This window comes from Curtobacterium flaccumfaciens pv. betae (assembly GCF_026241855.1).
Taxonomy (GTDB): domain Bacteria; phylum Actinomycetota; class Actinomycetes; order Actinomycetales; family Microbacteriaceae; genus Curtobacterium; species Curtobacterium flaccumfaciens.
In genome coordinates this window covers 386,934-409,739 of sequence record NZ_JAPJDC010000001.1, presented here as the reverse complement: position 1 = coordinate 409,739, position 22,806 = coordinate 386,934, and the positions used below count along the sequence as shown (strand labels likewise).

The following is a 22,806-nucleotide window of genomic DNA, read 5'->3' as shown; positions in this document are numbered from 1 at the left end:
CATGAGCGTCACACCGAGCCGGATCCGGACGCGACAACGAAGTCCACACAGGCCCCCTGTGCTTTCGCTGCCGCAGCAGAACCACCCGAACACACTGCCGCACCGAAGCGGCAGAAGGAGATGCACTGTGGCGTCAACCCCGATCGACACCGGCCTCGAGACCCGGTCGATCACCGCACCCGAGACGATCCTCGAGATGCGCTCGATCACCAAGGAGTTCCCTGGTGTGAAGGCGCTGGCCGACGTCTCCCTCAGCGTCCGTGCCGGCGAGATCCACGCGATCTGCGGCGAGAACGGCGCCGGCAAGTCGACCCTGATGAAGGTCCTGTCGGGCGTCTACCCGTACGGCACCTACAGCGGCGAGATCGTCTACGAGGGCGAAGAAGTCCGCTTCTCGAACATCAAGCAGTCCGAGCAGGCCGGCATCGTCATCATCCACCAGGAGCTGGCGCTCATCCCGGAGCTCTCGATCACCGAGAACCTGTTCCTGGGCAACGAGCCGAGCCGCGGTGGCGTCATCAACTGGACCGCCGCGCAGCTGCGTGCGCAGGACCTGCTCGCCCGCGTCGGCCTGGCCGACGACCCGGACACGCAGATCAAGAACCTCGGTGTCGGCAAGCAGCAGCTCGTCGAGATCGCGAAGGCCCTGCACAAGGACGTCAAGCTCCTGATCCTCGACGAGCCGACCGCCGCGCTCAACGAGAACGACTCGCAGCACCTGCTCGACCTGATCGTCGGGCTGAAGGCCAAGGGCATCGCGAGCATCATCATCAGCCACAAGCTCAACGAGATCGAGCAGATCGCCGACGAGATCACGATCATCCGCGACGGCAAGGCCATCGAGACGCTCAACGTCAAGGCGGACGGCGTCAACGAGGACCGCATCATCCGCGGCATGGTCGGCCGCTCGCTCGAGTCGCGCTTCCCCGACCGCACCCCGAAGATCGGCGAGACCTTCTTCGAGGTCCGCAACTGGACCGTGCAGCACCCGCTCGACTCGTCGCGTCTGGTCTGCAAGGCCTCGAACTTCCACGTCCGCCGCGGTGAGATCGTCGGCTTCGCCGGCCTGATGGGCGCCGGACGCACCGAGCTCGCGATGAGCCTGTTCGGTCGCTCGTACGGCACCTGGCTCGACGGCCAGATCATCAAGGACGGCCGCGAGATCAAGGTCACGAACGTCCAGCAGGCGATCGAGAACGGCCTCGGCTACGTCTCCGAGGACCGCAAGGCGCTCGGCCTGAACCTGCTCGACACCGTGAAGCGCTCGACGGTCGCCGCCGACCTGAAGAAGATCTCGAAGGCCGGTGTCGTCGACTCGCTCGAGGAGTACTCGGTCGCCGAGAAGTACCGCAAGATGCTCCGCACGAAGGTGCCGAGCGTCGAGGACAACGTCGGCAAGCTGTCCGGTGGCAACCAGCAGAAGGTCGTCCTGTCCAAGTGGATGTTCACCGACCCGGACATCCTGATCCTCGACGAGCCCACCCGCGGCATCGACGTGGGCGCCAAGTTCGAGATCTACGGGATCATCCAGCAGCTCGCCGCCGAGGGGAAGGGCATCATCCTCATCTCGTCCGAGCTCCCCGAACTCCTCGGTCTCTCCGACCGGATCTACACCATCTTCGAGGGCCAGATCACCGCTGACCTCCCGGCCGACCAGGCCGATCCCGAATCGCTCATGCGCAGCATGACCTCCGCGCGGAAGGGCGCCACCGCCTCATGAACAACCTGAAACTGCTCTTCGGCAAGGGCAACAGCATCGGCCAGTACGGCATGATCATCGCGCTCATCGTGCTGCTGATCTTCTTCTCGATCACGACGAACGGGCTCATCCTCGAGCCGACCAACGTCATCAACCTGTTCCTGCAGTACTCCTACATCCTGATCCTGGCGCTCGGCATGGTCATGGTCATCATCGCGGGGCACATCGACCTGTCGGTGGGGTCGGTCGCAGCGGTCGTCGGCATCGTCGTGGCGCAGTCCATGGCCGTGTGGGACTTCCCGGTGTGGGCCGCCATCATCCTGGGTCTCGCGTGCGGTGCCCTGATCGGTGCGTGGCAGGGCTTCTGGGTCGCGTTCGTGAAGGTCCCGGCCTTCATCGTGACGCTGGCCGGTCAGCTCATCTTCCGTGGTGTGAACCAGATCATCGGCAACTCGACGTCGGTCCCCGTCCCGGACGCCTTCACCCCGATCGGCGCCGGCTTCCTCGGTGACTTCGGCCCCGACTTCGGCTTCAGCAACGGCACGCTGCTCATCGGCCTCGTCACGATCCTCGCGCTCATCATCATCGAGGCCCGTGGCCGTGCCCGCCGTCGGAAGATGCAGGCCGAGGTCCCGCCGCTGTGGGTCTCGATCGTCCGCACCGGCATCCTGGTCGCCGTCACGCTCGTCGCCACGTACCTGTTCGGCGCCGGCCCGGTCGGCACCTCGGTCCCGATCGTCGCGATCATCCTCGGCATCCTGACCATCGTCTACGGCTTCGTCACGAAGAACACGATCTTCGGTCGCCAGGTCTACGCCGTCGGTGGCAACGCCAACGCAGCCATCCTGTCCGGCGTCTCGGCGCGGCGGGTCAACTTCTTCGTCATGATGAACATGTCGGTCCTCGCCGCGATCGCCGGCATGGTGTTCGTCGCCTACTCCGGCGCCTCGGGCCCCGCGGACGGCACCGGCTGGGAGCTCGACGCGATCGCCGCCGTGTTCGTCGGTGGAGCGGCGGTCGCCGGTGGTGTCGGCACGATCTCCGGCTCGATCATCGGTGGTCTCGTGATGGCGCTGCTGTCGAACGGTCTGCAGCTCATGGGCCTCGAGTCCAACCAGGTGCAGATCATCCGCGGCCTGGTCCTGCTCGTCGCCGTCGCCTTCGACGTCTACTCGAAGTCGCAGGGACGCCCGTCGCTGATCGGCGGCATGATGCGGCAGTTCCAGCGGAAGGACACCGAGCAGAACACGGTGGCCGCCCAGCAGCCGCGGTCCATCGAGGACCAGCCGGACAAGATCACTCTCCCCTAGTTCACCCCTCCCCACAGCGGGGCTCCGGCCCCACACCTCCTCAACGAAGAGAAAGCAATCACATGCGCAAGAAGATCGTCGCCGGCCTCAGCCTGGCGCTCATCGCGGGCCTCGCCCTCAGCGGCTGCTCGGCACGCGGCTCGTCCGACGACGCCGGCAGCACCAGCAGCATCAAGAAGGGCGACCTCATCGGCGTCGCCCTGCCGGCCAAGACCTCGCAGAACTGGGTCCTCGCGGGTGCCGCGTTCAAGAAGTCGATCGAGGACGCCGGCTTCAAGGCCGACATCCAGTACGCCAACGCCGGCAACCCGGTCCCCGACCAGCAGTCGCAGATCTCGGGCATGATCACCAAGGGCGCCAAGGCCGTCATCATCGGTGCCGCCGACGGTTCGCAGCTGACCGCGCAGGTCAAGTCCGCCAAGGACCGTGGCGCCGTCGTCATCGCTTGGGACCGCAACATCCTGAACACGAAGAACGTCGACTACTACGTGGCGTTCAACAACTTCAAGGTCGGCCAGCTCCAGGCCGAGGCGCTGCTCAAGGGCCTCGAGGAGAAGAAGGGCGACAAGCCGTACAACGTCGAGCTCTTCGCCGGTTCGCCGGACGACGCCAACGCGACCGTGTTCTTCAACGGTGCGATGGACGTCCTGCAGCCGAAGATCGACGACGGCACGATCAAGGTCGTCTCCGGTCAGACCACGTTCCAGAAGGTCGTCACGCAGGGCTGGCTCGCGCAGAAGGCCCAGTCGCGCATGACCGACCTGCTCTCGCAGTACTACACGGGTGACACCGAGCTCGACGGCGTCCTGTCGCCGAACGACACCCTCGCCCGTGCGATCCTCACCGCGACCAAGGCCGCCGGCAAGGACAACCCCGTCGTGACGGGCCAGGACTCGGAGACCGCGTCCATCCCGCTCATCATGCAGGGCACGCAGTACTCGACGATCTTCAAGGACACGTCGAAGGAGGCCCAGGCGGCCGTCGACCTCGTCTCCACGCTGTCGAAGGGCGACAAGCCCGACACGAAGATGGACAAGACGAACAACTACAACGGCAAGAAGACGGTCCCCGCGATCGAGCTCACGCCGGTCCTGGTCACCAAGGACAACGCCGTCGAGGCCTACAAGGGCAACGACACCCTCGAGGAGCTCGCCAAGAAGGGCTGATCTCCCCAGCACCACGGACGGCCCCGTCTCGCTTCGGCGAGACGGGGCCGTCCTGCGTCGTCCGGAGGCCGGCCACACGGCGGACGGGAGGCTCGGTGCACGTCGTGATCCATGCCTCCAGTCCGGCATGTGGTCCGCCCAGGGCACGTGGCCGCGCCCGGTCCGTGCCCGCGTCCGTCAGGGGTGGGCAGCGCGCAACCGCCGCGCGGCGTCGGCGAGGTGCGGGACGTCGGTGCGGGCGGTGCCGAACACCAGCGCACGCGTCGTGTCGAAGTACCGCCGGGTCAGCCGCTCCCCCAGGTCGGACACGCGCGACCACGGGATGCCGGGCTCGCTCGCGGTGACCCCGACCGGGAGCACCCGCACGGCCTCACCGATCTCGACCAGGCGCATCCGGACCGCGTCGTGCACCAGGTCCTCGGGCAGCCGCTCGTCGTCGACGTAGCGCCGGATCGCCTCGCAGGCCCGGATGACGTCGTCGAGGCGGTCTCCGACGGCACGGCGGACGCCCGGCTCGGCGCTCACAGCGGCACCGCGGTCCGGACGACCCCGGGGCGCATGCCCGCGGCGTCGACCACGTCGACCCGCACGCCGAGCAACCGCTCGGCGGCGTCCTGGATCCGCATGAGCGCGAAGATCCCGAGCCCCGCGTCGACGTCGACCATCAGGTCGACGTCGCTGTCCGGGCCGTCCTCACCCCGGGCGACGCTGCCGAAGATCCGGGGGTTCCGCCCGCCGAACCGCTGCACGATGTCGACGAGGTCCTGCCGGGCGGCGACCACCCGTTCGAGGAGCGGCTGGGGTTCCTCGACCGGCTGCAGGTCGATCGTCGTCGTGAAGCCCGCCGCCCGGAGCATCCGCTGCAGGGCGGCGAGCGACGGTTCCCGCCGACCGTTCTCGTAGGTGCTGATGACGCTCTGCGTGACGCCGGCGCGCTGGGCGAGCTGGACCTGGGTCAGTTCGGCGCGTTCACGGGCGTCGCGGATGAGCACCGCGGCCGACAGTGGCGGGGCGGACCGTGGGGGGACAGCGGACATGCTGCAACGATACACAGCATGCGACATTTCGTCTGCTGGCGGAACCGACGGGTCCGTGCATGGCCGGACGGAACGGGACTATCCGGCGCTCGTCAGCGCGGGTCGGAGACGTCCGCCCGGTGGAAGTTCTGCGCCGAGCGGGACGCGGTCGGGCCACGCTGACCCTGGTAGCGGGACTGGTACTCGGCGGAACCGTAGGGCTTCTCGGCCGGGCTCGACAGCTGGAAGAAGCAGAGCTGCCCGATCTTCATCCCCGGCCACAGCTTGATCGGCAGCGTCGCCACGTTCGACAGCTCGAGCGTCACGTGCCCGGAGAACCCGGGGTCGATGAAGCCCGCGGTCGAGTGGGTCAGGAGGCCGAGGCGACCGAGCGAGCTCTTGCCCTCGAGCCGCGCCGCGATGTCGTCGGGCAGCGTCACGACCTCGAACGTGGAGCCGAGGACGAACTCACCCGGGTGCAGCACGAACGCCTCGTCCGGGTCGGTCTCGACCAGGCGGGTCAGGTCGGGCTGGTCCACCGCGGGGTCGATGTGCGGGTACTTGTGGTTGTCGAACAGCCGGAAGAACTTGTCGAGCCGGACGTCGATGCTCGACGGCTGCACGAGCGAGGCGTCGTACGGGTCGAGGCCGATCCGGCCTTCGGCGAGCTGGGCGGTGATGTCGCGGTCGGAGAGCAGCACGGACGAAGCCTAGCGGCAGCGGGCGTCGCGCCGGTATGCTGCCAGGCTGCCCACCACCCGGGCGGGCGGCGTTCGGAGCAGTGATGACCACGTACACCGTCGACGAGATCACGGTGCCCGCCACCATGGACGACGACCCGGCGGTCGTCTCGGTGTTCCGCGAGTGGGTCGACGTGCAGAACCGGGCCGAGATCGCGACCACGCACCTGCCCGAGTTGCTCTGGACCCCCGAGGAACAGCTGCCGTACCTGCTCGACCCGGACGCACCCAGCCGACTGTTCCTGGTCCGCGACGACGAGGGGACCGCGGTCGGAGCCGGCTCGTACGACTCGAAGGTGGACCCGGCCGCCCCGAACTGCTGGATCGCGGTCAGCGTCGCACCCGGACACCGACGTCGCGGCGTGGGCACGCTCCTGGCCGAACACCTGGAGGACGTCGCTCGCGGTCAGGGACGCACGCAGTGGAAGACGTACGCGGTCTCACGACAGGTCGGGCCGGCATCCGGCCCCGGGTACCGACAGGCCCCCACCGGGTTCGGGGCCGTCCCGGAGGACGAGGCAGCGGTCCGGTTCCTGACCCGTCGAGGCTGGCGGCTCGGGCAGGTCAACCGGATCAGCCGTCTCGCACTCCCGGCTGCCGAGGCCGCGGTGGCCGACGTCCGTGCGGCTGCGACCGCGGCGTCGGGTGACCACCACCGCGTGCACACCTGGATGGGTCCGACACCCGATCGGTGGCAGTCGGACCTCGCGCTCCTGCTGACCCGGATGAGCACCGACGCCCCGTCGGGCGACATGACCGAGCCCGAGGACGCCTGGACGGTCGAGCGGCTCCGGACACACGAGCAGCACCTCGAGGACGGACCCCGCACGATGCGCACGGTCGTGGTCGAGGACACCTCGACTGGGTCGCTCGTCGGGTTCACCCAGCTCGCCGTCCCCGGTCCCCTCGCGCAGCCGGTCATGCAGGGCGACACCCTCGTCGTCCGTGAGCACCGTGGGCAGCGGCTCGGATGGCTCCTGAAGGCGGTCGGGATCGAGGCCGTCGAGCGCGAGCATCCGGGGCACCCGTCGATCATCACGTTCAACGCGGAGGAGAACCGCCACATGCTCGACGTGAACGAGGCCGTCGGGTTCGTCGGCGTCGGCTGCGAGGGCATCTGGGAACGGCGGGTCTGAGCGCGCAACCGAGGGGCCGGTTGCCAGCCGACACGCCTACCATTGGACGGTCATGACCGTCACGTCACCCGAAACCCAGCCCACCGGGTCAGCGCCGGACGCCGCCCCCACCACCGGGCGCTCGTCCACCGTCGCGACGGTCCTCGTCATCGCGATCCCGCTCGCCGTCGCGTGCTCGATCCTCGGGCTGACGATTACCGGTGCCTTCAGCGCGGGTCAGCAGCTGGTGTCCGCCGGCGACGTCGTCGAGTACGGCCTGCCGATCGCCCGAGTCGTGCACGACACGATGGCAGCACTGACCATCGGGCTCCTCATCGTCGCGGCGTTCGCGCTGCCCGCGCAGAAGAAGGACCACGGCGCCCTGTCGAGCGTGCAGCACCGGGCCACCCGGTGGGCCGCGGCAACCGGCGCCGTCTGGTTCCTGGCCGCCGCGGTGAGCATCGTCCTGACCGGCGCGAACACCCTCGGTGTCCCGCTCACCAGCCCGGTGTTCGCCCGCAACTTCATGCTCTTCGCGTTCCAGGTCGAGATCGGCCAGGCGCTCGTGGTGTCGGCTGCCGCCATCCTGGTCGCCACGGTGGTCGCTGCCTTCGCCACCCGGGTGACGACCCTGGCGTTCGCCACCGTGATCGGCCTGTTCGCCCTGCTCCCCCTGGCCCTGTCCGGCCACGCCGCCGGGTCGCTCGAGCACGCGAACGCGGTGAACTCGCTCGCGATCCACCTGGTCGGGGTGTGCGTATGGGCCGGCGGCCTGGTCGCCGTGGTCCTGCTCCGCACCCGCACCAAGGGCGCGACCGGACGCGTGATCGCCCGGTACTCGACGCTCGCCGGCTGGTCGTTCGGGGCCGTGGCGTTCTCCGGCATCGTCAACGCATCGCTGCGTCTGACCGGCCCGCTCGACCTCGTCACGACGACGTACGGCTGGCTCATCACCGTCAAGGCGCTCATCCTCGTACTGCTCGGTGTCGCGGGCATCGTGCAGCGCCGGAAGCTCGTGCCCGGGCTCCTCCGCGCGCCGCTCGACCGCCGCCTGTTCACCCGGTTCGCGCTGGCCGAGATCGTGTTCATGGCCGTGGCGATCGGCGTCTCGGTCGCCGTGTCCCGCTCACAGCCGCCGATCCCGCAGACCCCCGCGACGGGCGAGGACACCCGCTCCGGCCTGATCGGGTTCCCGTTCCCGCCGGCACAGACCACGCAGACCTACCTGACCCAGTGGCACATCGACTGGGTGTGGCTCGGCCTGGCCGTCGTCGGGGCCGTCTGGTACCTGCTGGCGGTGCGCAAGCTCCGGAAGCGCGGCGACGCCTGGCCCGTCGGTCGCACCATCGCCTGGCTGATCGGCTGCGCCCTGTTCATCTGGACCACCTCGGCCGGCCCCGCCGTCTACGGCATGATCCACTTCTCGTCGCACATGCTCCAGCACATGCTGCTGATGATGTTCGTCCCGCTGCCGCTCGTGCTCGGTGGCCCGGTGCTGCTCGCGCTCCGAACCCTGCCGGTCCGGAACGACGGCTCACGCGGCGCCCGCGAGTGGCTCATGCTCTTCGTGCACTCCCGCTGGATGCAGTTCCTCGGCAAGCCAGCCGTCGCGGGCATCATCTTCGCCGGGTCCCTCGTGGTGTTCTACTTCACGCCGGCGTACCAGGCCGCGATGCAATCGCACGAGTGGCACGTCGCGATGATCATCCACTTCGTCCTGAGCGGCTACCTGTTCTTCTGGGTCTTCGTCGGCGTCGACCCGGGCCCACAGCGCCCGCCGTACCCGATGCTCATCATCACCCTGCTGGCCACCCTGGCGTTCCACGCGTTCTTCGGCGTCGCGGTCATGACGTCGCAGTCGGTGTTCGCGGTGGACTGGTTCCACGCGCTGGGCCAGACGAACGACGCCGCGCTGCTCGACGACCAGCACACCGGCGGCGGCATCGCCTGGGGTGCGTCGGAGCTCCCGATGGTGTTCGTGGCCCTGCTCGTCGTCCGGAACTGGATGCGCTCGGACAAGCGCGACGCGAAGCGCCTGGACCGCAAGGCCGACCGCGACGGTGACGCCGACCTCAAGGCCTACAACGAGCGCCTGGCCGCGATGAGCAAGCGGGACTGACCCGCGGTACCGGCCACACGGCTGGAACGACCCCGGTCAGTCCCCGTGGACGATGCAGACCGCGTTGAGGTCCATCGCGGCCTCGAGGGCGGCCGAGATCCCCGATTCCCCGTCGGGGCCCGCGGGGGTCACGGTGTCGACCCACCACAGCGGCGTCGCCAGGGTCGGGGCGTCCGGCAGGATCCGCTCGACCTCGTCGAAGGAGTCCACCCGGCGCACGCCGAGCACGGTGATCACCGGGTGCGTGGCGTCACGGCAGACCTGCATCATCGGGCCGTCGTCGAGCGCCCGGACACCCCAGGTCTCGTCGTGCAGCAGGAGCGCCTCCGCCACCTCGCGCGTCTCGACCGGCTGGCGGCAGAGGATGGTGACGTCACGCGGCACCGTGACCGCCCACCATCCGGTCGTCGCGGACGTGGCCGTCGAGCGTGCCCTCGTCGTGCGCGGGGTCGAGCGGTGCGCCACCGACCAGCTGCAGGAAGCGGTCCTCGTCGATGCGGTCGAGGAACGACTCGAGCGCTTCCCAGCCGTCCTCGAAGCGGACGATCATCCCACCGTCGTCGGTCGCGTCGGCACCCGGACGAGCGGCCGAGCCGGAGCCGGCCGCGAAGGTCGCGGTCGTGGTGCGCGGCGGCGGCCAGACGCCGTCGCGGTCCAGGAAGCCCGCGGCCTCGGGGCCCACGACGACGGCGAGCGGCGACGGTTCGCCGTGCGAGACGGCCCGCACCAGGTGGTCGGCGTCCCCGCGGCGCTGCATGACCACGCCGAACACGGGGACGACCTGGTCGGCGACCCGCTGCACGGCGTCGAACATCCGGTTCGCCAGCCCCGGGTCGGTGTTCTCCTCGGGCACGGTGAGCACGGCGGACATCGTCTCGACGACGACCCCGCCGACCAGGTGCGCGGTCATCGTCGCGGAGAACCCCTCGCCGACGGCGTACGAGGTCGAGATCCCGGGCGCCTCGTGCTTCGCGTACTGCGTCACGACCCAGCGGTCCCACGGCACGGTGAGCGGTTCGGCGGTACCCCACCGGGTCGGGCAGGTGCCGACGGTGTGGCACAACGCCTCGATCGCGGAGCCCATGTCGACCGCACGGCCGGGGTGGTGCCGGAGGGTCAGGTCGATGCTGATCTGTCGCACCGAGTCAGCCGAGACCGGGTGTTCGGGCGACGGCGTGCCCACGAGTTCGGGGCCTCGGTGCACGAAGTCCTCGATGTCCGATGCGGCGACGCCGGTCCGGCCGTCACGCAGTGTGCCGTCGAAGTCGGACACCGCCCACGCGGCGCCGTACGCGCCGAGCGCGTGCCGGAGAGCCGGGGTGATCGCCGCGGCCCGGCCGGTGCGGAGCACGACCGTCCGTCCGGCGTCCGCCGACCGGCGGAGCAGCGAGGCGAGCGCATCGGTCAGCCACACGACGGGCGAGGCGGACTCGACCACGATCGCCGAGCCGACCACGTCGTCGATGAGGGGATGCCTGACCATCCGGGTCCTCCTCGGTTCGGGGCTGGAACTCCCTGGACGGTACACACGGGGGCGACACCTGTCCGTCAGGCTCGCACCCTCACAGCGGAGACTCGGGAGGCGCGACACGCGCCCGCGAGACGGCGTACGGTGCGCGGTCGGCTGGCTTCCAGGCGAGAATCCGCTAGGCTTGCCGAGTCCCGTTCTGCGGGGCGCGCGAGTGTAGTTCAATGGTAGAACTCCAGCTTCCCAAGCTGGTAGCGCGGGTTCGATTCCCGTCACTCGCTCCGTCGGACGTACGCTCGCCGCATGTCCTCGTCTCCCGGTTCCCCCGAACACATCGGACCCGTGGTCGTCATCGGTGCCGGGGTCGTCGGCGCTGCGGCCGCCTACGCGCTCACTGCTCGCGGCGAGCGCGTCCTGCTCGTGGAACAGCACGCCCGCGGCCACCACCTCGGTTCCTCGCACGGTGCGACCCGGATCTTCCGGCAGGGCTACGCCGACCCCGAGTACGTCGCCCTGACCACCCGGGCCCTCGAACTGTGGGGAGCGCTCGAGGCCGCCGCCGGCGAGGAGCTCATCGTCCGCACGGGGGCCGTCGACCACGGTCGGCCCGAGGTCGTCGACGCGATCGCCGCCGCCCTCGCCGACGCGGACATCCCGCACGAGTCGCTGACCCCGGACCAGGCGGCGGCGCGCTGGCCCGGCATCGCGTTCGAGGGGCACGTGCTGACCCATCCCTCCGCCGGGCGCATCCGCTCCGACCGGACGATCGAGGTGTTCCTGACGCTGGCCGAACGGACCGGTCTCGCCGACCTGCGGTTCGACACGCGGGTCACCGGGCTCGAGGACCACGGTGACGACGTCACCGTGGCGCTGTCCGACGGCGCCGCGGTCCGTACCGCGTCCGTGGTGGCCGCGGTGGGCTCGTGGGCCCCCACGCTGGTCGGCGGGCTGCTCGCCGGACGCGGGGCGGGCCTCCCGGCCATCCGCGTCACCCAGGAGCAGCCGGCCCACTTCCCCAGCCACCTGCCGGACGCGGCCTGGCCGAGCTTCGTGCACTGGGCCGACGGCGACGACGTGTACGGGCTGCTGACGCCGGGCGAGGGCGTCAAGGTCGGGTTCCACGGCACCGGCCCCGTCGTCGACCCGGACCACCGGGACTTCGTGCCCGTGCCTGCCGAGGCCGAGCGACTACAGGCGTACGTCGCGCGGTACGTGCCGGGGGTCGACGCGACGAAGCCTGAGTTCATCAGCTGCCTGTACGACAACTCCCCCGACGAGGACTTCGTCATCGACCGGGTCGGGCCGCTGACCGTGGCGACGGGGTTCTCCGGGCACGGCTTCAAGTTCGCGCCGCTGCTCGGCGAGATGCTCGCGGACCTCGCGACGGGCGGTGTGCCGCACCCGCGCTTCGCCCTGCCGGAGCCGGTGCCCGCGCCCTGAGGCCAGCGCGCGGTCGTTCGCGAGACGCCGGCGTCTTCGTTCGACGCCGCCATGTCGTCGAAACGCCGCCGGATCCGGAGGCGTCTCGAGGACAACGAGGCGTCCTGCGCACACGCCGGCGTCTCGCACGCGCGCACATGCGCACACGCCGGCGTCTCGCACGCACGCCGGCGTCTGGCGACCGGCCGCTACGGTGGGAGCCGTGCGCATCATCGTGGCTCCGGACTCGTTCAAGGGCACCGCGACGGCGGCGTCGATCGCTGAGGCGGTCCGCGACGGCTGGCTGACCGAACGCCCCGACGACGACGTGGTGCTCGTCCCGATGGCCGACGGCGGCGAGGGCACGCTCGACGCCTTCGAGTCCGCGGTCCCCGGATCAGTCCGGGTCCCCGTCACCGTGACCGGACCGGCCGGCACGCCGGTCGACACCCACTGGCTGCGGCTGCCCGACGACCGCGCGGTGGTGGAGCTCGCGGCGACGAGCGGCCTCCCCCTGCTCGACGCACCGATGCCGGACACGGCGACGAGCCGCGGGTTCGGCGAAGCGATCGCCGCCGCGCTCGACGCCGGTGCGACGGGGCTCGTGCTCGGCATCGGGGGCAGCGCGTCGACCGACGGCGGGCGTCCAGTGCTCGAGGCGCTCGGACTCGGCAGCGAAGGAGCCGGCACCGGCGGCCTCCGCGCGCTCCCCCCGCTCGGTGTCACCGTGCTCACCGACGTGACCTCTCCGCTGCTCGGTCCGACCGGTGCCGCAGCCGTCTTCGGCCCGCAGAAGGGCATCACGCCCGACCGTGTGGTGTCCTTCGATGACCGACTCGCAACCTGGGCCGCACGCTTCCCCGACGTCGACCCGGACACCCCGGGCGCCGGAGCCGCCGGCGGTGTCGGGTTCGGCCTGCTGGTGTGGGGCGCCACGCTCGCCGGTGGGGCCGCGGCCGTCGCCGAGGTCCTCGGGCTGCCGGCGCTGCTCGAGGGGTCCGACGTGAGCGGTGCCGACGTCGTGATCAGCGGCGAAGGGTGCTTCGACGGGCAGAGCGCCGTCGGGAAGGTGCCCTCGGTGGTCCGCGACCTGACCGCGGCGCACGCTCCCGGTGCCCGCTCGATGCTCGTCGCGGGCGCGATCGAGGCCCCGCTCGACGACTACGCGGCCGCCGCGTCGCTCACCGTGCTCGCGACGCAGACCACCGGCGAGCCCGACGACGCCCTCGCCGACCCGCTGCGCTTCGCCACGATCGCGGGGCAGCGGCTGGCCCGGCTCGCCTGAGCGAGCAGAACGCCGCGCCACGCGGCCGGTACGACGCGCCCGTCCGCGGGCACAGGGGTGTCCTGGTTGTACCTCCCACCCGGCCGCGGCTGCGCGCACACTGGTTCCGGGCCGGAACCGGCCCGCAACGCACCACCCCCACGAGGAGATCATTGCGCACCGTCAACGCGTACGCGGCACCGTCAGCGACCGAGCCGCTCGTCAAGACCACCATCACCCGTCGGGACGTCGGCCCGGACGACGTCGCGATCGACATCGCCTACGCCGGCATCTGCCACTCGGACATCCACACCGTCCGCGGTGAGTGGGGCCCCATCCAGTACCCGCAGGTCGTCGGTCACGAGATCGTCGGCCACGTCACCGAGGTCGGCGAGAACGTCACCAAGCACAAGGTCGGCGACCGCGTCGGCGTCGGCTGCATGGTGAACTCGTGCGGCGAGTGCGAGAACTGCGTCGCCGGCCAGGAGCAGTACTGCCTCAAGGGCAACATCGGCACCTACGCCAGCGTCGACCCGGCCGACGGCTCGATCACCCAGGGCGGCTACTCGCAGGCCGTCGTGGTGAACGAGGACTTCGTCCTCCGTGTCCCCGAGTCGCTCGACATCGAGAAGGTCGCGCCGCTGCTCTGCGCCGGCATCACCACCTACTCGCCGCTGCACCACTGGAACGCCGGTCCCGGCACCAAGGTCGCCGTCGTCGGCATGGGCGGGCTCGGCCACATGGCCGTCAAGATCGCCGTCGCGCTCGGTGCCGAGGTCACCGTCCTGTCGCAGACCACCTCCAAGCAGGAGGACTCGCTCCGCTACGGCGCGAAGGCCCACTACGCGACGAAGGACCCGGAGACGTTCGAGAAGCTCGCGAACTCCTTCGAGCTGATCATCAACACCGTCTCGGCGAAGATCCCGATGGGCGCCTACCTCGGCCTGCTCAAGGTCGACGGCACGCTCGTCAACGTGGGCGCTCCGTCCGAGCCGCTCGAGGTGCCGGCCTTCGCGCTCATCCCGCGTCGGCTCAGCTGGGCGGGTTCCGCCATCGGCGGCATCCAGGAGACCCAGGAGATGCTCGACTTCTGCGCCGAGCACGGGATCCTCCCGGAGACCGAGCTCATCAGCGCCGACCAGATCAACGAGGCCTACGAGCGCGTGCTGTCCTCGGACGTCCGCTACCGCTTCGTGATCGACGCGGCCACGCTGGCGTAGTCGTCACCACCTGACAGACGGGAGGCCCGGTACCAGCTGGTACCGGGCCTCCCGTCTGTCGTGTCCGGGCCGTCAGCCGACCTCGTCACCGGACGGCAGCGCACCGCACCAGTCGACGGAGCCCGCGTCGATGCTCGCCTCGAGCGCGCCGGAGGCCGCGTCGACGATGCTCACGAGCTCGCCGGCCGCCGACTTCGTCGCGACCGCGACGAACTGGCTGTTCGGGGACGGGCAGACCGCGGTGACGCTCGCGTCGTCCGGGATCGCCACCGGCAGCCGGGAGGCCCGTCCCCCGTCCACGCGCACGATCCGTGCCGCGATGGTGCCGTCCGACCGCACATCCCCCAGCACCCGCAGGTACGTGTCGTCGGACAGCTGGGCGATGCGGCCGAGGACGGCCGCATCGGTGCTCGCGGCGGGCGCCTGCAGCGCCGACTTCGACCCGTCGGTCAGGTCCAGCCGCTCGATGCCGGTGCCCGTCTCGACGACGGCCGTGGTGCCGGTGCCGACGAAGCCGTGCAGGTAGGTGGCGCTGCCGAGCCGGACCGGGTCGGCACGCCCGCTCATGTCGACGAGCACCAGGTCGTCGCCGCCCGTCCGGACCAGGGCGCTCTCGGTCCGCGGCACGTAGGCCCACTGCCCGACGGTCATCGGCACGGCGCCCGTCTCCGGCTTGCCGTTCGCCGCGATCGCCGTGGGCATGTGGGTGCCCGTCATGTCGACCACGTACAGGCCGGTGTTCCGGGACTGCCCGGTCGAGGTGTCGGCGTACTCGAACCCGAACGAGGCACCGTCGTCGGCGACGTGGAGCGCCGTGACGCGACCCTCGGAGGTCGGCAGGGTGAGGTGTTCGACGGGGGCGTCGGCGTCCTGCACGCCACCGCTCAGCGCCACGATGTCGACGGACGAGCTGGCGTCCGTGCCGCTCACGACCACCAGGGAACGGCCGAGCCGGGCGTACTCGGAGATCGCGGTGCCCTCGTAGACCGTCGTGGCGCCGCCCGCGTCGAGGGAGCGCCGGACGATGCGGTCCTTCGCCGCGGCCTGCCCCGGAACGAGTGCGAGCACGTCGGTGCTGCCGGTGCGGATCGCCGCCGTCAGGTCGGACGTGGCGCGCTGCCCGGGTGCCCGGACCCCCGCGACCGTCACGGTGTACTCGCGGTCGTAGGCCAGGGGGCCGGCGAACTCGACCGCGATCGTGTTGCCGCTCGAGGTCACGGTGTGCGGCGCAGCCGGGCTGACCCGGACGTCGGCGGCGGCGACCTTCTGCAGCGCCTGGTTCGCCGTCAGGATCACCCGCTGGGCCGGACGCGTGACGAGACCGGTCGCGTCGTAGGACACGTCGCGGAGCCGCGGGCCCTGCTGCGAGCCGACGACCGCGGCGAGCGCGGCGACCACGGCGAGGACCACCACGACGGCGACGTACCGGCGGTGGAAGCGGTGCGCGACGGGGCGGCGCTCGCGGCGCTGGTCTCCGCGGCGGTGGCCTTCGCGGCGCTGGTCTCCGCGGCGCTCAGAACTCATACGGGTCCTCGGGCTGCGCGATGTCGGTGATCTTCGCGGCCTTGACGACGATGCGGGCGTCGGCGGACTGGTCCGGGTTGGCGGCCAGGGCTCCGCGGACGGTGACCCACTGCCCCTCGTCGGGGACGGCCCCGGTGCCGTCGCCGGTCACGACGCCGAGACCGACCGGTTGCGCGTCCACGGCGCAGCAGCTGATCACGAAGCGGGTGAGGGTGAAGGACCCGTCGTCGCCCGGCACCACGAAGCCGGACAGTTCGACCTGCTTGCCGACGAGGGCCGTGGTGTCGGTGGTCTGCCGGATCAGCGCGGCCCAGTCCTTGACGCCGTACTTCGAGGTGTCGACGCCCTCGCTGCCGAGCAGCTGCACCGCGGACTCGGAGCCGGTCGCGTTGGACAGGGTCGCGGAGTCCACGCTCCGCTGCTGGGCGGTGCGGGCGGACAGGGTCGTCGGCGGCAGGACGAGCATCGCGACCGTGACGCCGATCGTGACGACGGCGGCGGCACCGCCGAGGGCGAGGCGGACGGCGCGACCGCGGCCGGGGCGCGGCTCGTGGGCGTCGGCGTCGGCGTCGTGCTCGTGCCCGTGGGCATCGGCGTCGTCGTGCTCGTCCGCAGGGTGCTCGTCCGCTTCGTCGCCGTGCGAGTGGCCGTACCCGCGGGCGGTGGCCACCAGTCCGGCGATCGACGCGGGCACACCGACGGCGGCGAGCACGACGGTGAACACCGAGTACCGCGGGTTGATGTACAGGTCGAGGTGCCCGACCAGCGCGAGCCACAGCGTGCAGAGCGCCGCGGCCAGCACCGACCCGAGACCCAGGTACGCGGCCGCGTTGCTGCGTGCATCAGACGAGGACATTCATCACCAACCCGACGGCTCCGGCGAACAGGACGCACACGACGGACAGCAGCACCAGGAAGCGGACCCGGAACGTCGTGCGCAGCAGGGCGATCATCTTGACGTCGATGATCGGCCCGATGATCAGGAAGGCCGTGATCGACCCGGGCAGGAACGTCGACGCGAACGACAGCGCGAAGAAGGCGTCGACGTTCGAGCAGAGCGACACCGTCATCGCCAGCAGCATCATCGCCGCGACGGACAGCACCGGGTTCGAGCCGACGGCCACCAGGGTCGAGCGGGGCACGGCGACCTGGATCGCCGCGGCGAGGCCGGCACCGACGAACAGCGCCGGCATCATCGTCGCCGTCTCGCCGCCGAACTGCGCGGCGCTCTGCCGCCAGCGGTGCAGGCCGCGGGGCGCTCCGACGGCCGCACGGCACCGGGCCTCGAAGGCGGGGAGCAGCAGGTCGGCCGGACGGCGGTGCGCGGCGACGATCCAGCCGACGAGGTTCGCGATGACGAACCCGCCGACGATGCGCACCGGCAGGATCCACCCGGACCAGCCGAACGCCTGCGCGGTGCTGATGATGACCAGCGGGTTGAGGATCGGGGCCGCGACGAGGAACGTGACGGCCTCGGCCGGCGTGAACCCGCGCATCATCAGGCCGCGCGCGAGCGGGACGTTGCCGCACTCGCACACCGGGAACAGCATGCCGATCAGGGAGATCACGGCGCGACGGCCGAAGGCGTTCTGCGGCAGGACCTTCTCGAGCGCGCCGACCGGCACCCAGACCTCGACGACGATCGACAGCACGATGCCGAGCACCACGAACGGCAGGGACTCGACGACGACGCTGATCGCCAGCGTGAGGAAGTCCTGCACGACGTCCGGTAGCCCGGTCGACCCGATGCTCGGGGAGAACAGCCGGATGCCGAGCAGGATCACGAGGGCGAGCAGCACCAGGCCGGGGCCGGTGAGGCTCCGGGTGCGCTGCGGCGGCCGCGTGGTCGTCGTCACCGGGACAGGATAGGTGACGCGTCCTGCCCGGGGCTGCGCGCGCACCCTCGCACCGTGCGAGGGGACGGCCGGTGAATCGTTCGGTGCGAGGTTCTGTACTCGGTGCGGGGTCGCGAGCCTCCCACCGAGTACGGAACCTCGCACGACCCGCACGCCCCCCTCGCACGGTGCGAGGGGGCCACGCGATCAGCCCGCGGTGACGCCGTCCAGGTGTCGGTCGAGCACGTCGATCGCCCAGTCGCCGGACTCCCCCGGAGCCAGTCGGACGACCTGCATCGCGAGCCCGTCCAGGAGCGCGTGCAGACGGCAGGCCTCGTACTCCCGGTCGTCCGCCGGCACGCCGAGCAACCGGAGGATCTCCTCGCACCACGTCCGCATCGCCGCGACGGTGCGGTCCAGCGTCGGCCGGAGCGCGACGTCGGTGAGCGCGGCGTTGCCGAGCGCCAGGTAGACCTCGAGCTCGATGACCCGCTCCTCGTCGAGGGGCAGCAGCTCGAGCACGATCCGGCGTGCGCGTCGGGCGGGCGTGAGCTCAGCCGGGATGGCGTCGATGCGCTCGCGGATCCGGTCGAACACGAGCGTGATGGTGTGCTCACGGACGCTCGCCTGGGTCGGGAACGTGTAGCGGACCGTGCTCGGCGGCAGCCCCGCCTCGGCGGCGACGTTGCGCACGCTCAGCGCTCCGAGGCCGTCGCGGGCGAGGACCCGGCAGGCCGCCTCGGACACGGTGCGGCGCCGTTCGTCGACGTCCATGCTCCTGGCCACGACGCCATACTCGCACAGTCGTACGAACTCGTGCTACCGTCGGTGTCGTTGTCGCACAGTCGTACGACAACGAGAACGAACGACTCCCGCAGGAAAGGACATCGTCATGGCATGGGCAATCCTCGTGCTCAGCGGCGTGCTCGAGGCCGTCTGGGCCACCGCCCTCAGCGCCTCGAACGGCTTCAAGAAGGTCGTCCCCACGATCGTGTTCGTCGCCGGGATGGCGCTGAGCATGGTGGGGCTGGCGTTCGCGATGAAGAGCATCCCGGTCGGCACCGCCTACGCCGTCTGGGTCGGCATCGGGGCGAGCCTGACCGTGGTCGTCGCGATCCTCCGACGGCAGGAGGCCGCGTCCTTCGCCCGCCTCGCCCTGGTCTTCGGCCTGGTGGCGTGCGTCATCGGCCTCAAGGTGGTGAGCTGACGTGGCGTGGATCGTCCTGTTCGTCAGCGCCGCGCTCGAGACCGTCTGGGCGACCGCCCTCGGCGAGAGCGACGGCTTCACCGAGCTCCGACCGACGATCGTGTTCGCCGTCACGATCGTGATCAGCCTGGTCGCCTTCGGCTACGTCCTCAAGCACATCCCGATCAGCACGGCCTACGCAGTGTGGACCGGCACCGGCGCCGCGCTCACGGTGCTGTGGGGCATGGCCACCGGCGCGGAGCCCGTCACCGTCCTGCGCCTGCTGTTCATCGCCGGCATCGTCGGGTGCGTCGTGGGCCTCAAGCTGGTGCCGGCCCGCCCCGCCGCGGAGCCCGCCGCCGAACTCACGCGCTGAGCGACAGCTCACGCACCAGCGACCCCGTGAGGTGTCGCTGACCCCGTGACGTCGGCGCGGGTCCGAGGACGCGCGCCGAGACGGACGGGAGGCCCGGTGCCAGCTGGCACCGTCCCTCCCGGCACGGCCGTCGTGCCGCTGGCGCGTCACGCCGGAACCGGCGGATGGGGCCCACCTCCCGTCCGCTCGGGGCCGCGCCCACCGCGCATGGTGAGCAGCAATGGTCGGGTCACCTCGCGGGACCCGACCATTCCTGCTCACGATGGGAGCGCTGGGAGCGCTGGGAGCGTCAGACGGACGCGCCCGTCCACTCGTCCTCGGCGGCGACGTGGTCGCTGCCGACCGTGCCGGCCGCCATCGCGGCAGCGGCACGTGCCGCGTGCGACGGCGGGTCCGACGGGACGTCGGCGGGGCGACCCTCGTCGTTCAGCTTGCGCAGCTCCGGCACGATGTCGGTCGCCAGGATGTCGATCTGCTCGAGCACCGTCTTGAGCGGCAGACCGGCGTGGTCGATGAGGAACAGCTGGCGCTGGTAGTAGCCGACGTGGTCCTTCATCGCCGCGTACCGGTCGATGACCTGCTGCGGCGAACCGACGGTGAGCGGGGTCTGGGCGGTGAAGTCCTCCATCGAGGGGCCGTGACCGTAGACCGGGGCGTTGTCGAAGTAGGGCCGGAACTCGTTGATCGCGTCCTGCGAGTTCTTCCGCGCGAAGAACTGCCCACCGAGCCCGACGATCGCCTGGTCGGCGCGGCCGTGCCCGTAGTGCTCGAAGCGCTGGCGGTACAGGCCGACCATCTGCTCGGTGTGCTGGATCGGCCAGAAGATGTTGTTGTGGAAGAAGCCGTCACCGTAGTAGGCGGCCTGTTCGGCGATCTCCGGCGTGCGGATCGAGCCGTGCCAGACGAACGGCGGGACACCGTCGAGCGGACGCGGGGTCGAGGTGAAGCCCTGCAGCGGCGTGCGGAACTTGCCCTGCCAGTTGACGACGTCGTTCTCCCACAGCTGGCGGACGAGTGCGTAGTTCTCGATCGCCAGGTTGACGCCCTGGCGGATGTCCTGCCCGAACCACGGGTAGACGGGGCCGGTGTTGCCGCGGCCCATCATCAGGTCCATGCGGCCGTCGGAGACGACCTGGAGCATCGCGTACTCCTCGGCGATGCGCACCGGGTCGTTGGTGGTGATCAGGGTCGTCGACGTGGACAGGGTGATGTCCTTCGTCTTCGCCGCCAGGTAGGCGAGCAGCGTGGTCGGCGACGAGGCCACGAACGGCGGGTTGTGGTGCTCACCGGTCGCGAAGACGTCGAGTCCGGCCTGGTCGGCGTGCTCGGCGATCGTCAGGATGTCGCGGACGCGCTGGGTGTCGTCCGGCGTGGTGCCGGTCGTGGGGTCGGTCGTGACGTCACTGACCGTGAAGATGCCGAACTGCATGATGCGCCGCCTTTCGCAATTTCGATGCGTTTGCATCGACTTGCTCGGTACAACGTAGCGCACGGCGTGGCATTCCCGCCAGGCTCACGCCCGTCGGACGGGCGGCCTGGAGGCCCGACTCGGCTCCCGGGTCAGCCGACGGCTTGCAGCGTGGCCGGGTCAGCGGACGGCCGGCAGCGTGGCCGGGTCGGTGCGCGCGGCGTGGTGCATCCCGTCGAGGAACCACACGATCGTCACGACCGCCAGGACGCTCGCACTGGACGCCAGCCGTCCCGCAACCAGGATCGCGGCGTGGTCGTGCGCGCCGCCGCCGGTCAGGCCGACCACGAGCGCCGCGACACCGATCGTCAGCGTGATCCCGGTCGCGACGAGGAGCACGACGCTCACCACCCGCCGCGGCCCCCGCCGACCGTCACGGTCGCCCCGGAGCCCGCGGTCGACCCGGGGCCCGACCGCGCGGACGATCCCGAGCCAGAACATCGCGATCGCGCAGGCACCGATGATGTCGCTGACCCGGTGCCAGCCGTAGACCACGGTCTGGTTCGCCACGAAGACCGCGTACCCGGCACCGACGATGGTCACCAGCGGGCGGAACCGACGAGGCGTGACCATCAGGACGGCGAACAGCGCCGCCAGCGCGATCGTCGCGTGCCCGGACGGGAACGAGTTCGGCGTCGTCGACTGAGCGATCTCAGGGCGCACGGCGATACGCTTGACGAGCGTCGAGGTGGCCGCCGACGCGAGCACCACGACCCCCGCGCCGAGTCCCACCGAGAGCCGCCGTCTGGCGAACGCCACGGCGACGATCACGACGACGAGCAACAGGATCACCGGCACCGAGATGACGTTGAGCGCAGTGTCCGAACTGAACAGGTCGGACTCCCGGACCCCGCCGAGCGCGGCGTCCTCCGCTTTCTGACCGACCGGGGTCAGCACCGCGACCCCGTAGACGAGAGGCACGATCACGAACCCCAGAGCCGCCAGCGCAGCCCACCGCACCCGCCGCGAGACCCACGGTCCGCGCGACTCGGATGCACTGCGCTCGGGTGTCAAGGTCACCGGGCTGGTCCTCCTCGGGGTGGTCGTCGTCGGGCTCGTCGCACGACTGGCGGCGGCGCTGCGATTGGGTCGGTCGGGGTCCGACACGATACCGTTGGAGCACCGGCCGGAGGCTGGGAACCGCACCCCCGTCGGCCGCGCACTGCGCGCTGACACGAAGGGATCGGTGATCCCCGCCGGGCCGTCGCACCACGCGGGACCGACGCACGTCGCGTCGGCAGTGTACGAGGAGGAAACCGAAGTGGCCATCAAGGAACCGGGCATCATCGCCTCGCCGAACCGGGGTCTCGCACTCACGGCCGGCGGCGTCCTCGCACTCTGGGGCGTCCTGGGCTTCTTCTTCGCCGCTGACGGCGACCCGGGCTTCTTCAACCGCCAGGGCGGCATGCTGTGGAACGCGTTCGGCGTGAACCCGGCGCTCTGCCTGGTGTGGGTGCTGCTCGCCGCGGTGCTGCTCATCACCGGCCTCGGCAACACCGTCGGATCGCGCAACGGCAACCTGCTCGTCGGGGTCCTGCTCGTCGTCTTCGCGGTGTACGGCTTCGTCTTCGTCGACACCTCGGCCAACGTCTTCGCCCTCAACACCACGGACAACGTGTTCCACGCCGTCGTCGGTGTGCTCCTGCTGCTCACCGCGCTCGGCGCCGACAAGGAGAACCTCCGCGCGCTGCGAGCGGCGCGCGCCTGACGCACCCGCTCGACCGCACTCCCGACGCCCGTCTGCCGCTCCGGCAGGCGGGCGTGGTCGTGTGCGCGGAGTCTGGCGGGGCGGGGGCGGGGTCGGGGGCCGGGCGGGGGCGGGGCCGGCTGGGGCGTGGGTCCGGCGGGGTCGGGGGCCCCGCGGGGGCGGGGCCGGCTGGG

Annotated in this window: 22 protein-coding genes and 1 tRNA gene; 12 read left to right on the top strand and 11 right to left on the bottom strand. The window is 70.9% G+C overall.

Features of this window, described 5'->3' with window-relative positions; translation table 11 throughout:
• Positions 1–196: 196 nt before the first annotated feature.
• The 3 genes from mmsA (at position 197) to ORG17_RS02055 (ending at position 4,175) form a co-directional block, all read left to right on the top strand.
• Positions 197–1,720 (top strand): multiple monosaccharide ABC transporter ATP-binding protein, encoded by a 1,524-nt coding sequence (gene mmsA / locus ORG17_RS02065; protein WP_214527541.1) that lies wholly within the window; start codon positions 197–199, stop codon positions 1,718–1,720.
• Positions 1,717–3,009, top strand: a complete 1,293-nt coding sequence (mmsB, locus tag ORG17_RS02060; protein WP_214527513.1) for a multiple monosaccharide ABC transporter permease — start codon at positions 1,717–1,719, stop codon at positions 3,007–3,009. The genes mmsA and mmsB overlap by 4 nt, the downstream gene beginning before the upstream one ends.
• A 62-nt stretch (positions 3,010–3,071) precedes the next feature.
• A complete protein-coding gene (locus ORG17_RS02055) occupies positions 3,072–4,175 on the top strand; it encodes a substrate-binding domain-containing protein (RefSeq protein WP_027464932.1) in 1,104 nt (367 codons plus the stop codon).
• A gap of 177 nt (positions 4,176–4,352) precedes the next feature.
• On the opposite strand, the gene ORG17_RS02050 is transcribed toward ORG17_RS02055, so the two are convergent.
• The 3 genes from ORG17_RS02050 to dcd all read right to left on the bottom strand — a co-directional run bounded on the left by ORG17_RS02050 (position 4,353) and on the right by dcd (position 5,892).
• Positions 4,353–4,700 carry a HepT-like ribonuclease domain-containing protein gene (locus tag ORG17_RS02050; protein ID WP_027464933.1) on the bottom strand — a complete coding sequence of 116 codons (348 nt, stop codon included), beginning with the start codon at positions 4,698–4,700 and terminating at the stop codon, positions 4,353–4,355.
• Positions 4,697–5,212, bottom strand: a complete 516-nt coding sequence (locus ORG17_RS02045) for a helix-turn-helix domain-containing protein (protein ID WP_214524311.1) — start codon at positions 5,210–5,212, stop codon at positions 4,697–4,699. Before ORG17_RS02045 ends, ORG17_RS02050 begins: the two co-directional genes overlap by 4 nt.
• Positions 5,213–5,304: 92 nt before the next feature.
• The gene (dcd, locus tag ORG17_RS02040; RefSeq protein ID WP_027464935.1) at positions 5,305–5,892 is read right to left on the bottom strand and encodes a dCTP deaminase; all 588 of its coding nucleotides are present in this window, start codon (positions 5,890–5,892) and stop codon (positions 5,305–5,307) included.
• An 83-nt stretch (positions 5,893–5,975) separates the two neighbouring features.
• On the opposite strand from dcd, the gene ORG17_RS02035 reads away from it, so the two are divergent.
• Positions 5,976–7,067 carry a GNAT family N-acetyltransferase gene (locus ORG17_RS02035; protein WP_214527512.1) on the top strand — a complete coding sequence of 364 codons (1,092 nt, stop codon included), beginning with the start codon at positions 5,976–5,978 and terminating at the stop codon, positions 7,065–7,067.
• Positions 7,068–7,119: 52 nt separating this feature from the next.
• Positions 7,120–9,165, top strand: a complete 2,046-nt coding sequence (locus ORG17_RS02030) for a cytochrome c oxidase assembly protein (RefSeq protein ID WP_027464936.1) — start codon at positions 7,120–7,122, stop codon at positions 9,163–9,165.
• A gap of 36 nt (positions 9,166–9,201) precedes the next feature.
• On the opposite strand, the gene ORG17_RS02025 is transcribed toward ORG17_RS02030, so the two are convergent.
• Positions 9,202–9,549, bottom strand: coding sequence for a hypothetical protein (locus tag ORG17_RS02025; protein WP_214527511.1), 348 nt, complete (start codon positions 9,547–9,549; stop codon positions 9,202–9,204).
• A complete protein-coding gene (locus ORG17_RS02020; RefSeq protein WP_111056711.1) occupies positions 9,539–10,648 on the bottom strand; it encodes a DUF6177 family protein in 1,110 nt (369 codons plus the stop codon). Before ORG17_RS02020 ends, ORG17_RS02025 begins: the two co-directional genes overlap by 11 nt.
• Before the next feature lie 195 nt (positions 10,649–10,843).
• Here ORG17_RS02020 and ORG17_RS02015 point away from each other — a divergent pair.
• From ORG17_RS02015 to ORG17_RS02000, 4 genes are all read left to right on the top strand, one after another.
• A tRNA-Gly gene (locus tag ORG17_RS02015) sits at positions 10,844–10,914 on the top strand.
• 22 nt (positions 10,915–10,936) lie between these two features.
• Positions 10,937–12,073 (top strand): FAD-dependent oxidoreductase, encoded by a 1,137-nt coding sequence (locus ORG17_RS02010; protein WP_214527510.1) that lies wholly within the window; start codon positions 10,937–10,939, stop codon positions 12,071–12,073.
• A 202-nt stretch (positions 12,074–12,275) separates the two neighbouring features.
• Positions 12,276–13,337, top strand: a complete 1,062-nt coding sequence (locus ORG17_RS02005) for a glycerate kinase family protein (protein ID WP_214527509.1) — start codon at positions 12,276–12,278, stop codon at positions 13,335–13,337.
• A gap of 152 nt (positions 13,338–13,489) precedes the next feature.
• Complete coding sequence (locus ORG17_RS02000; protein ID WP_071404920.1) at positions 13,490–14,536, top strand: NAD(P)-dependent alcohol dehydrogenase; 1,047 nt, start codon at positions 13,490–13,492, stop codon at positions 14,534–14,536.
• Between the two features lie 72 nt (positions 14,537–14,608).
• On the opposite strand, the gene ORG17_RS01995 is transcribed toward ORG17_RS02000, so the two are convergent.
• From ORG17_RS01995 to ORG17_RS01980, 4 genes are all read right to left on the bottom strand, one after another.
• Positions 14,609–16,060: a hypothetical protein gene (locus ORG17_RS01995; protein ID WP_214527508.1), complete on the bottom strand. Its 1,452-nt coding sequence runs from the start codon at positions 16,058–16,060 to the stop codon at positions 14,609–14,611.
• The gene (locus ORG17_RS01990; protein ID WP_214527507.1) at positions 16,050–16,916 is read right to left on the bottom strand and encodes a TIGR03943 family putative permease subunit; all 867 of its coding nucleotides are present in this window, start codon (positions 16,914–16,916) and stop codon (positions 16,050–16,052) included. Before ORG17_RS01990 ends, ORG17_RS01995 begins: the two co-directional genes overlap by 11 nt.
• Complete coding sequence (locus ORG17_RS01985; protein ID WP_214527506.1) at positions 16,903–17,916, bottom strand: permease; 1,014 nt, start codon at positions 17,914–17,916, stop codon at positions 16,903–16,905. Before ORG17_RS01985 ends, ORG17_RS01990 begins: the two co-directional genes overlap by 14 nt.
• A 186-nt stretch (positions 17,917–18,102) precedes the next feature.
• Positions 18,103–18,681: a TetR/AcrR family transcriptional regulator gene (locus ORG17_RS01980; RefSeq protein WP_301565302.1), complete on the bottom strand. Its 579-nt coding sequence runs from the start codon at positions 18,679–18,681 to the stop codon at positions 18,103–18,105.
• A gap of 106 nt (positions 18,682–18,787) precedes the next feature.
• Here ORG17_RS01980 and ORG17_RS01975 point away from each other — a divergent pair, with 106 nt between their 5' ends.
• Together ORG17_RS01975 and ORG17_RS01970 are read left to right on the top strand one after the other, a co-directional pair.
• Positions 18,788–19,102: a DMT family transporter gene (locus tag ORG17_RS01975; protein ID WP_027464946.1), complete on the top strand. Its 315-nt coding sequence runs from the start codon at positions 18,788–18,790 to the stop codon at positions 19,100–19,102.
• A gap of 1 nt (position 19,103) precedes the next feature.
• The gene (locus ORG17_RS01970; RefSeq protein WP_071246233.1) at positions 19,104–19,457 is read left to right on the top strand and encodes a DMT family transporter; all 354 of its coding nucleotides are present in this window, start codon (positions 19,104–19,106) and stop codon (positions 19,455–19,457) included.
• 289 nt (positions 19,458–19,746) lie between these two features.
• On the opposite strand, the gene ORG17_RS01965 is transcribed toward ORG17_RS01970, so the two are convergent.
• Positions 19,747–20,886 (bottom strand): CE1758 family FMN-dependent luciferase-like monooxygenase, encoded by a 1,140-nt coding sequence (locus ORG17_RS01965; protein ID WP_111123540.1) that lies wholly within the window; start codon positions 20,884–20,886, stop codon positions 19,747–19,749.
• A 159-nt stretch (positions 20,887–21,045) separates the two neighbouring features.
• Entirely contained in the window at positions 21,046–21,945 is a 900-nt protein-coding gene (locus ORG17_RS01960) for a phosphatase PAP2 family protein (protein ID WP_214527505.1), read from the bottom strand.
• Positions 21,946–22,186: 241 nt separating this feature from the next.
• On the opposite strand from ORG17_RS01960, the gene ORG17_RS01955 reads away from it, so the two are divergent.
• Complete coding sequence (locus ORG17_RS01955; RefSeq protein WP_027464950.1) at positions 22,187–22,633, top strand: DUF4383 domain-containing protein; 447 nt, start codon at positions 22,187–22,189, stop codon at positions 22,631–22,633.
• Positions 22,634–22,806 lie beyond the last annotated feature (173 nt).

What these genes read in the sequence shown, in the direction of transcription:
- mmsA (WP_214527541.1), top strand. Translation starts at nt 197, where the DNA reads ATGCGCTCGATCACCAAGGAGTTCCCTGGTGTGAAGGCGCTGGCCGAC.
- mmsB (WP_214527513.1), top strand. Translation starts at nt 1,717, where the DNA reads ATGAACAACCTGAAACTGCTCTTCGGCAAGGGCAACAGCATCGGCCAG.
- ORG17_RS02055 (WP_027464932.1), top strand. Translation starts at nt 3,072, where the DNA reads ATGCGCAAGAAGATCGTCGCCGGCCTCAGCCTGGCGCTCATCGCGGGC.
- ORG17_RS02045 (WP_214524311.1), bottom strand. Translation starts at nt 5,212, where the DNA reads ATGTCCGCTGTCCCCCCACGGTCCGCCCCGCCACTGTCGGCCGCGGTG.
- ORG17_RS02035 (WP_214527512.1), top strand. Translation starts at nt 5,976, where the DNA reads ATGACCACGTACACCGTCGACGAGATCACGGTGCCCGCCACCATGGAC.
- ORG17_RS02030 (WP_027464936.1), top strand. Translation starts at nt 7,120, where the DNA reads ATGACCGTCACGTCACCCGAAACCCAGCCCACCGGGTCAGCGCCGGAC.
- ORG17_RS02020 (WP_111056711.1), bottom strand. Translation starts at nt 10,648, where the DNA reads ATGGTCAGGCATCCCCTCATCGACGACGTGGTCGGCTCGGCGATCGTG.
- ORG17_RS02010 (WP_214527510.1), top strand. Translation starts at nt 10,937, where the DNA reads ATGTCCTCGTCTCCCGGTTCCCCCGAACACATCGGACCCGTGGTCGTC.
- ORG17_RS01995 (WP_214527508.1), bottom strand. Translation starts at nt 16,060, where the DNA reads ATGAGTTCTGAGCGCCGCGGAGACCAGCGCCGCGAAGGCCACCGCCGC.
- ORG17_RS01990 (WP_214527507.1), bottom strand. Translation starts at nt 16,916, where the DNA reads ATGTCCTCGTCTGATGCACGCAGCAACGCGGCCGCGTACCTGGGTCTC.
- ORG17_RS01975 (WP_027464946.1), top strand. Translation starts at nt 18,788, where the DNA reads ATGGCATGGGCAATCCTCGTGCTCAGCGGCGTGCTCGAGGCCGTCTGG.
- ORG17_RS01965 (WP_111123540.1), bottom strand. Translation starts at nt 20,886, where the DNA reads ATGCAGTTCGGCATCTTCACGGTCAGTGACGTCACGACCGACCCCACG.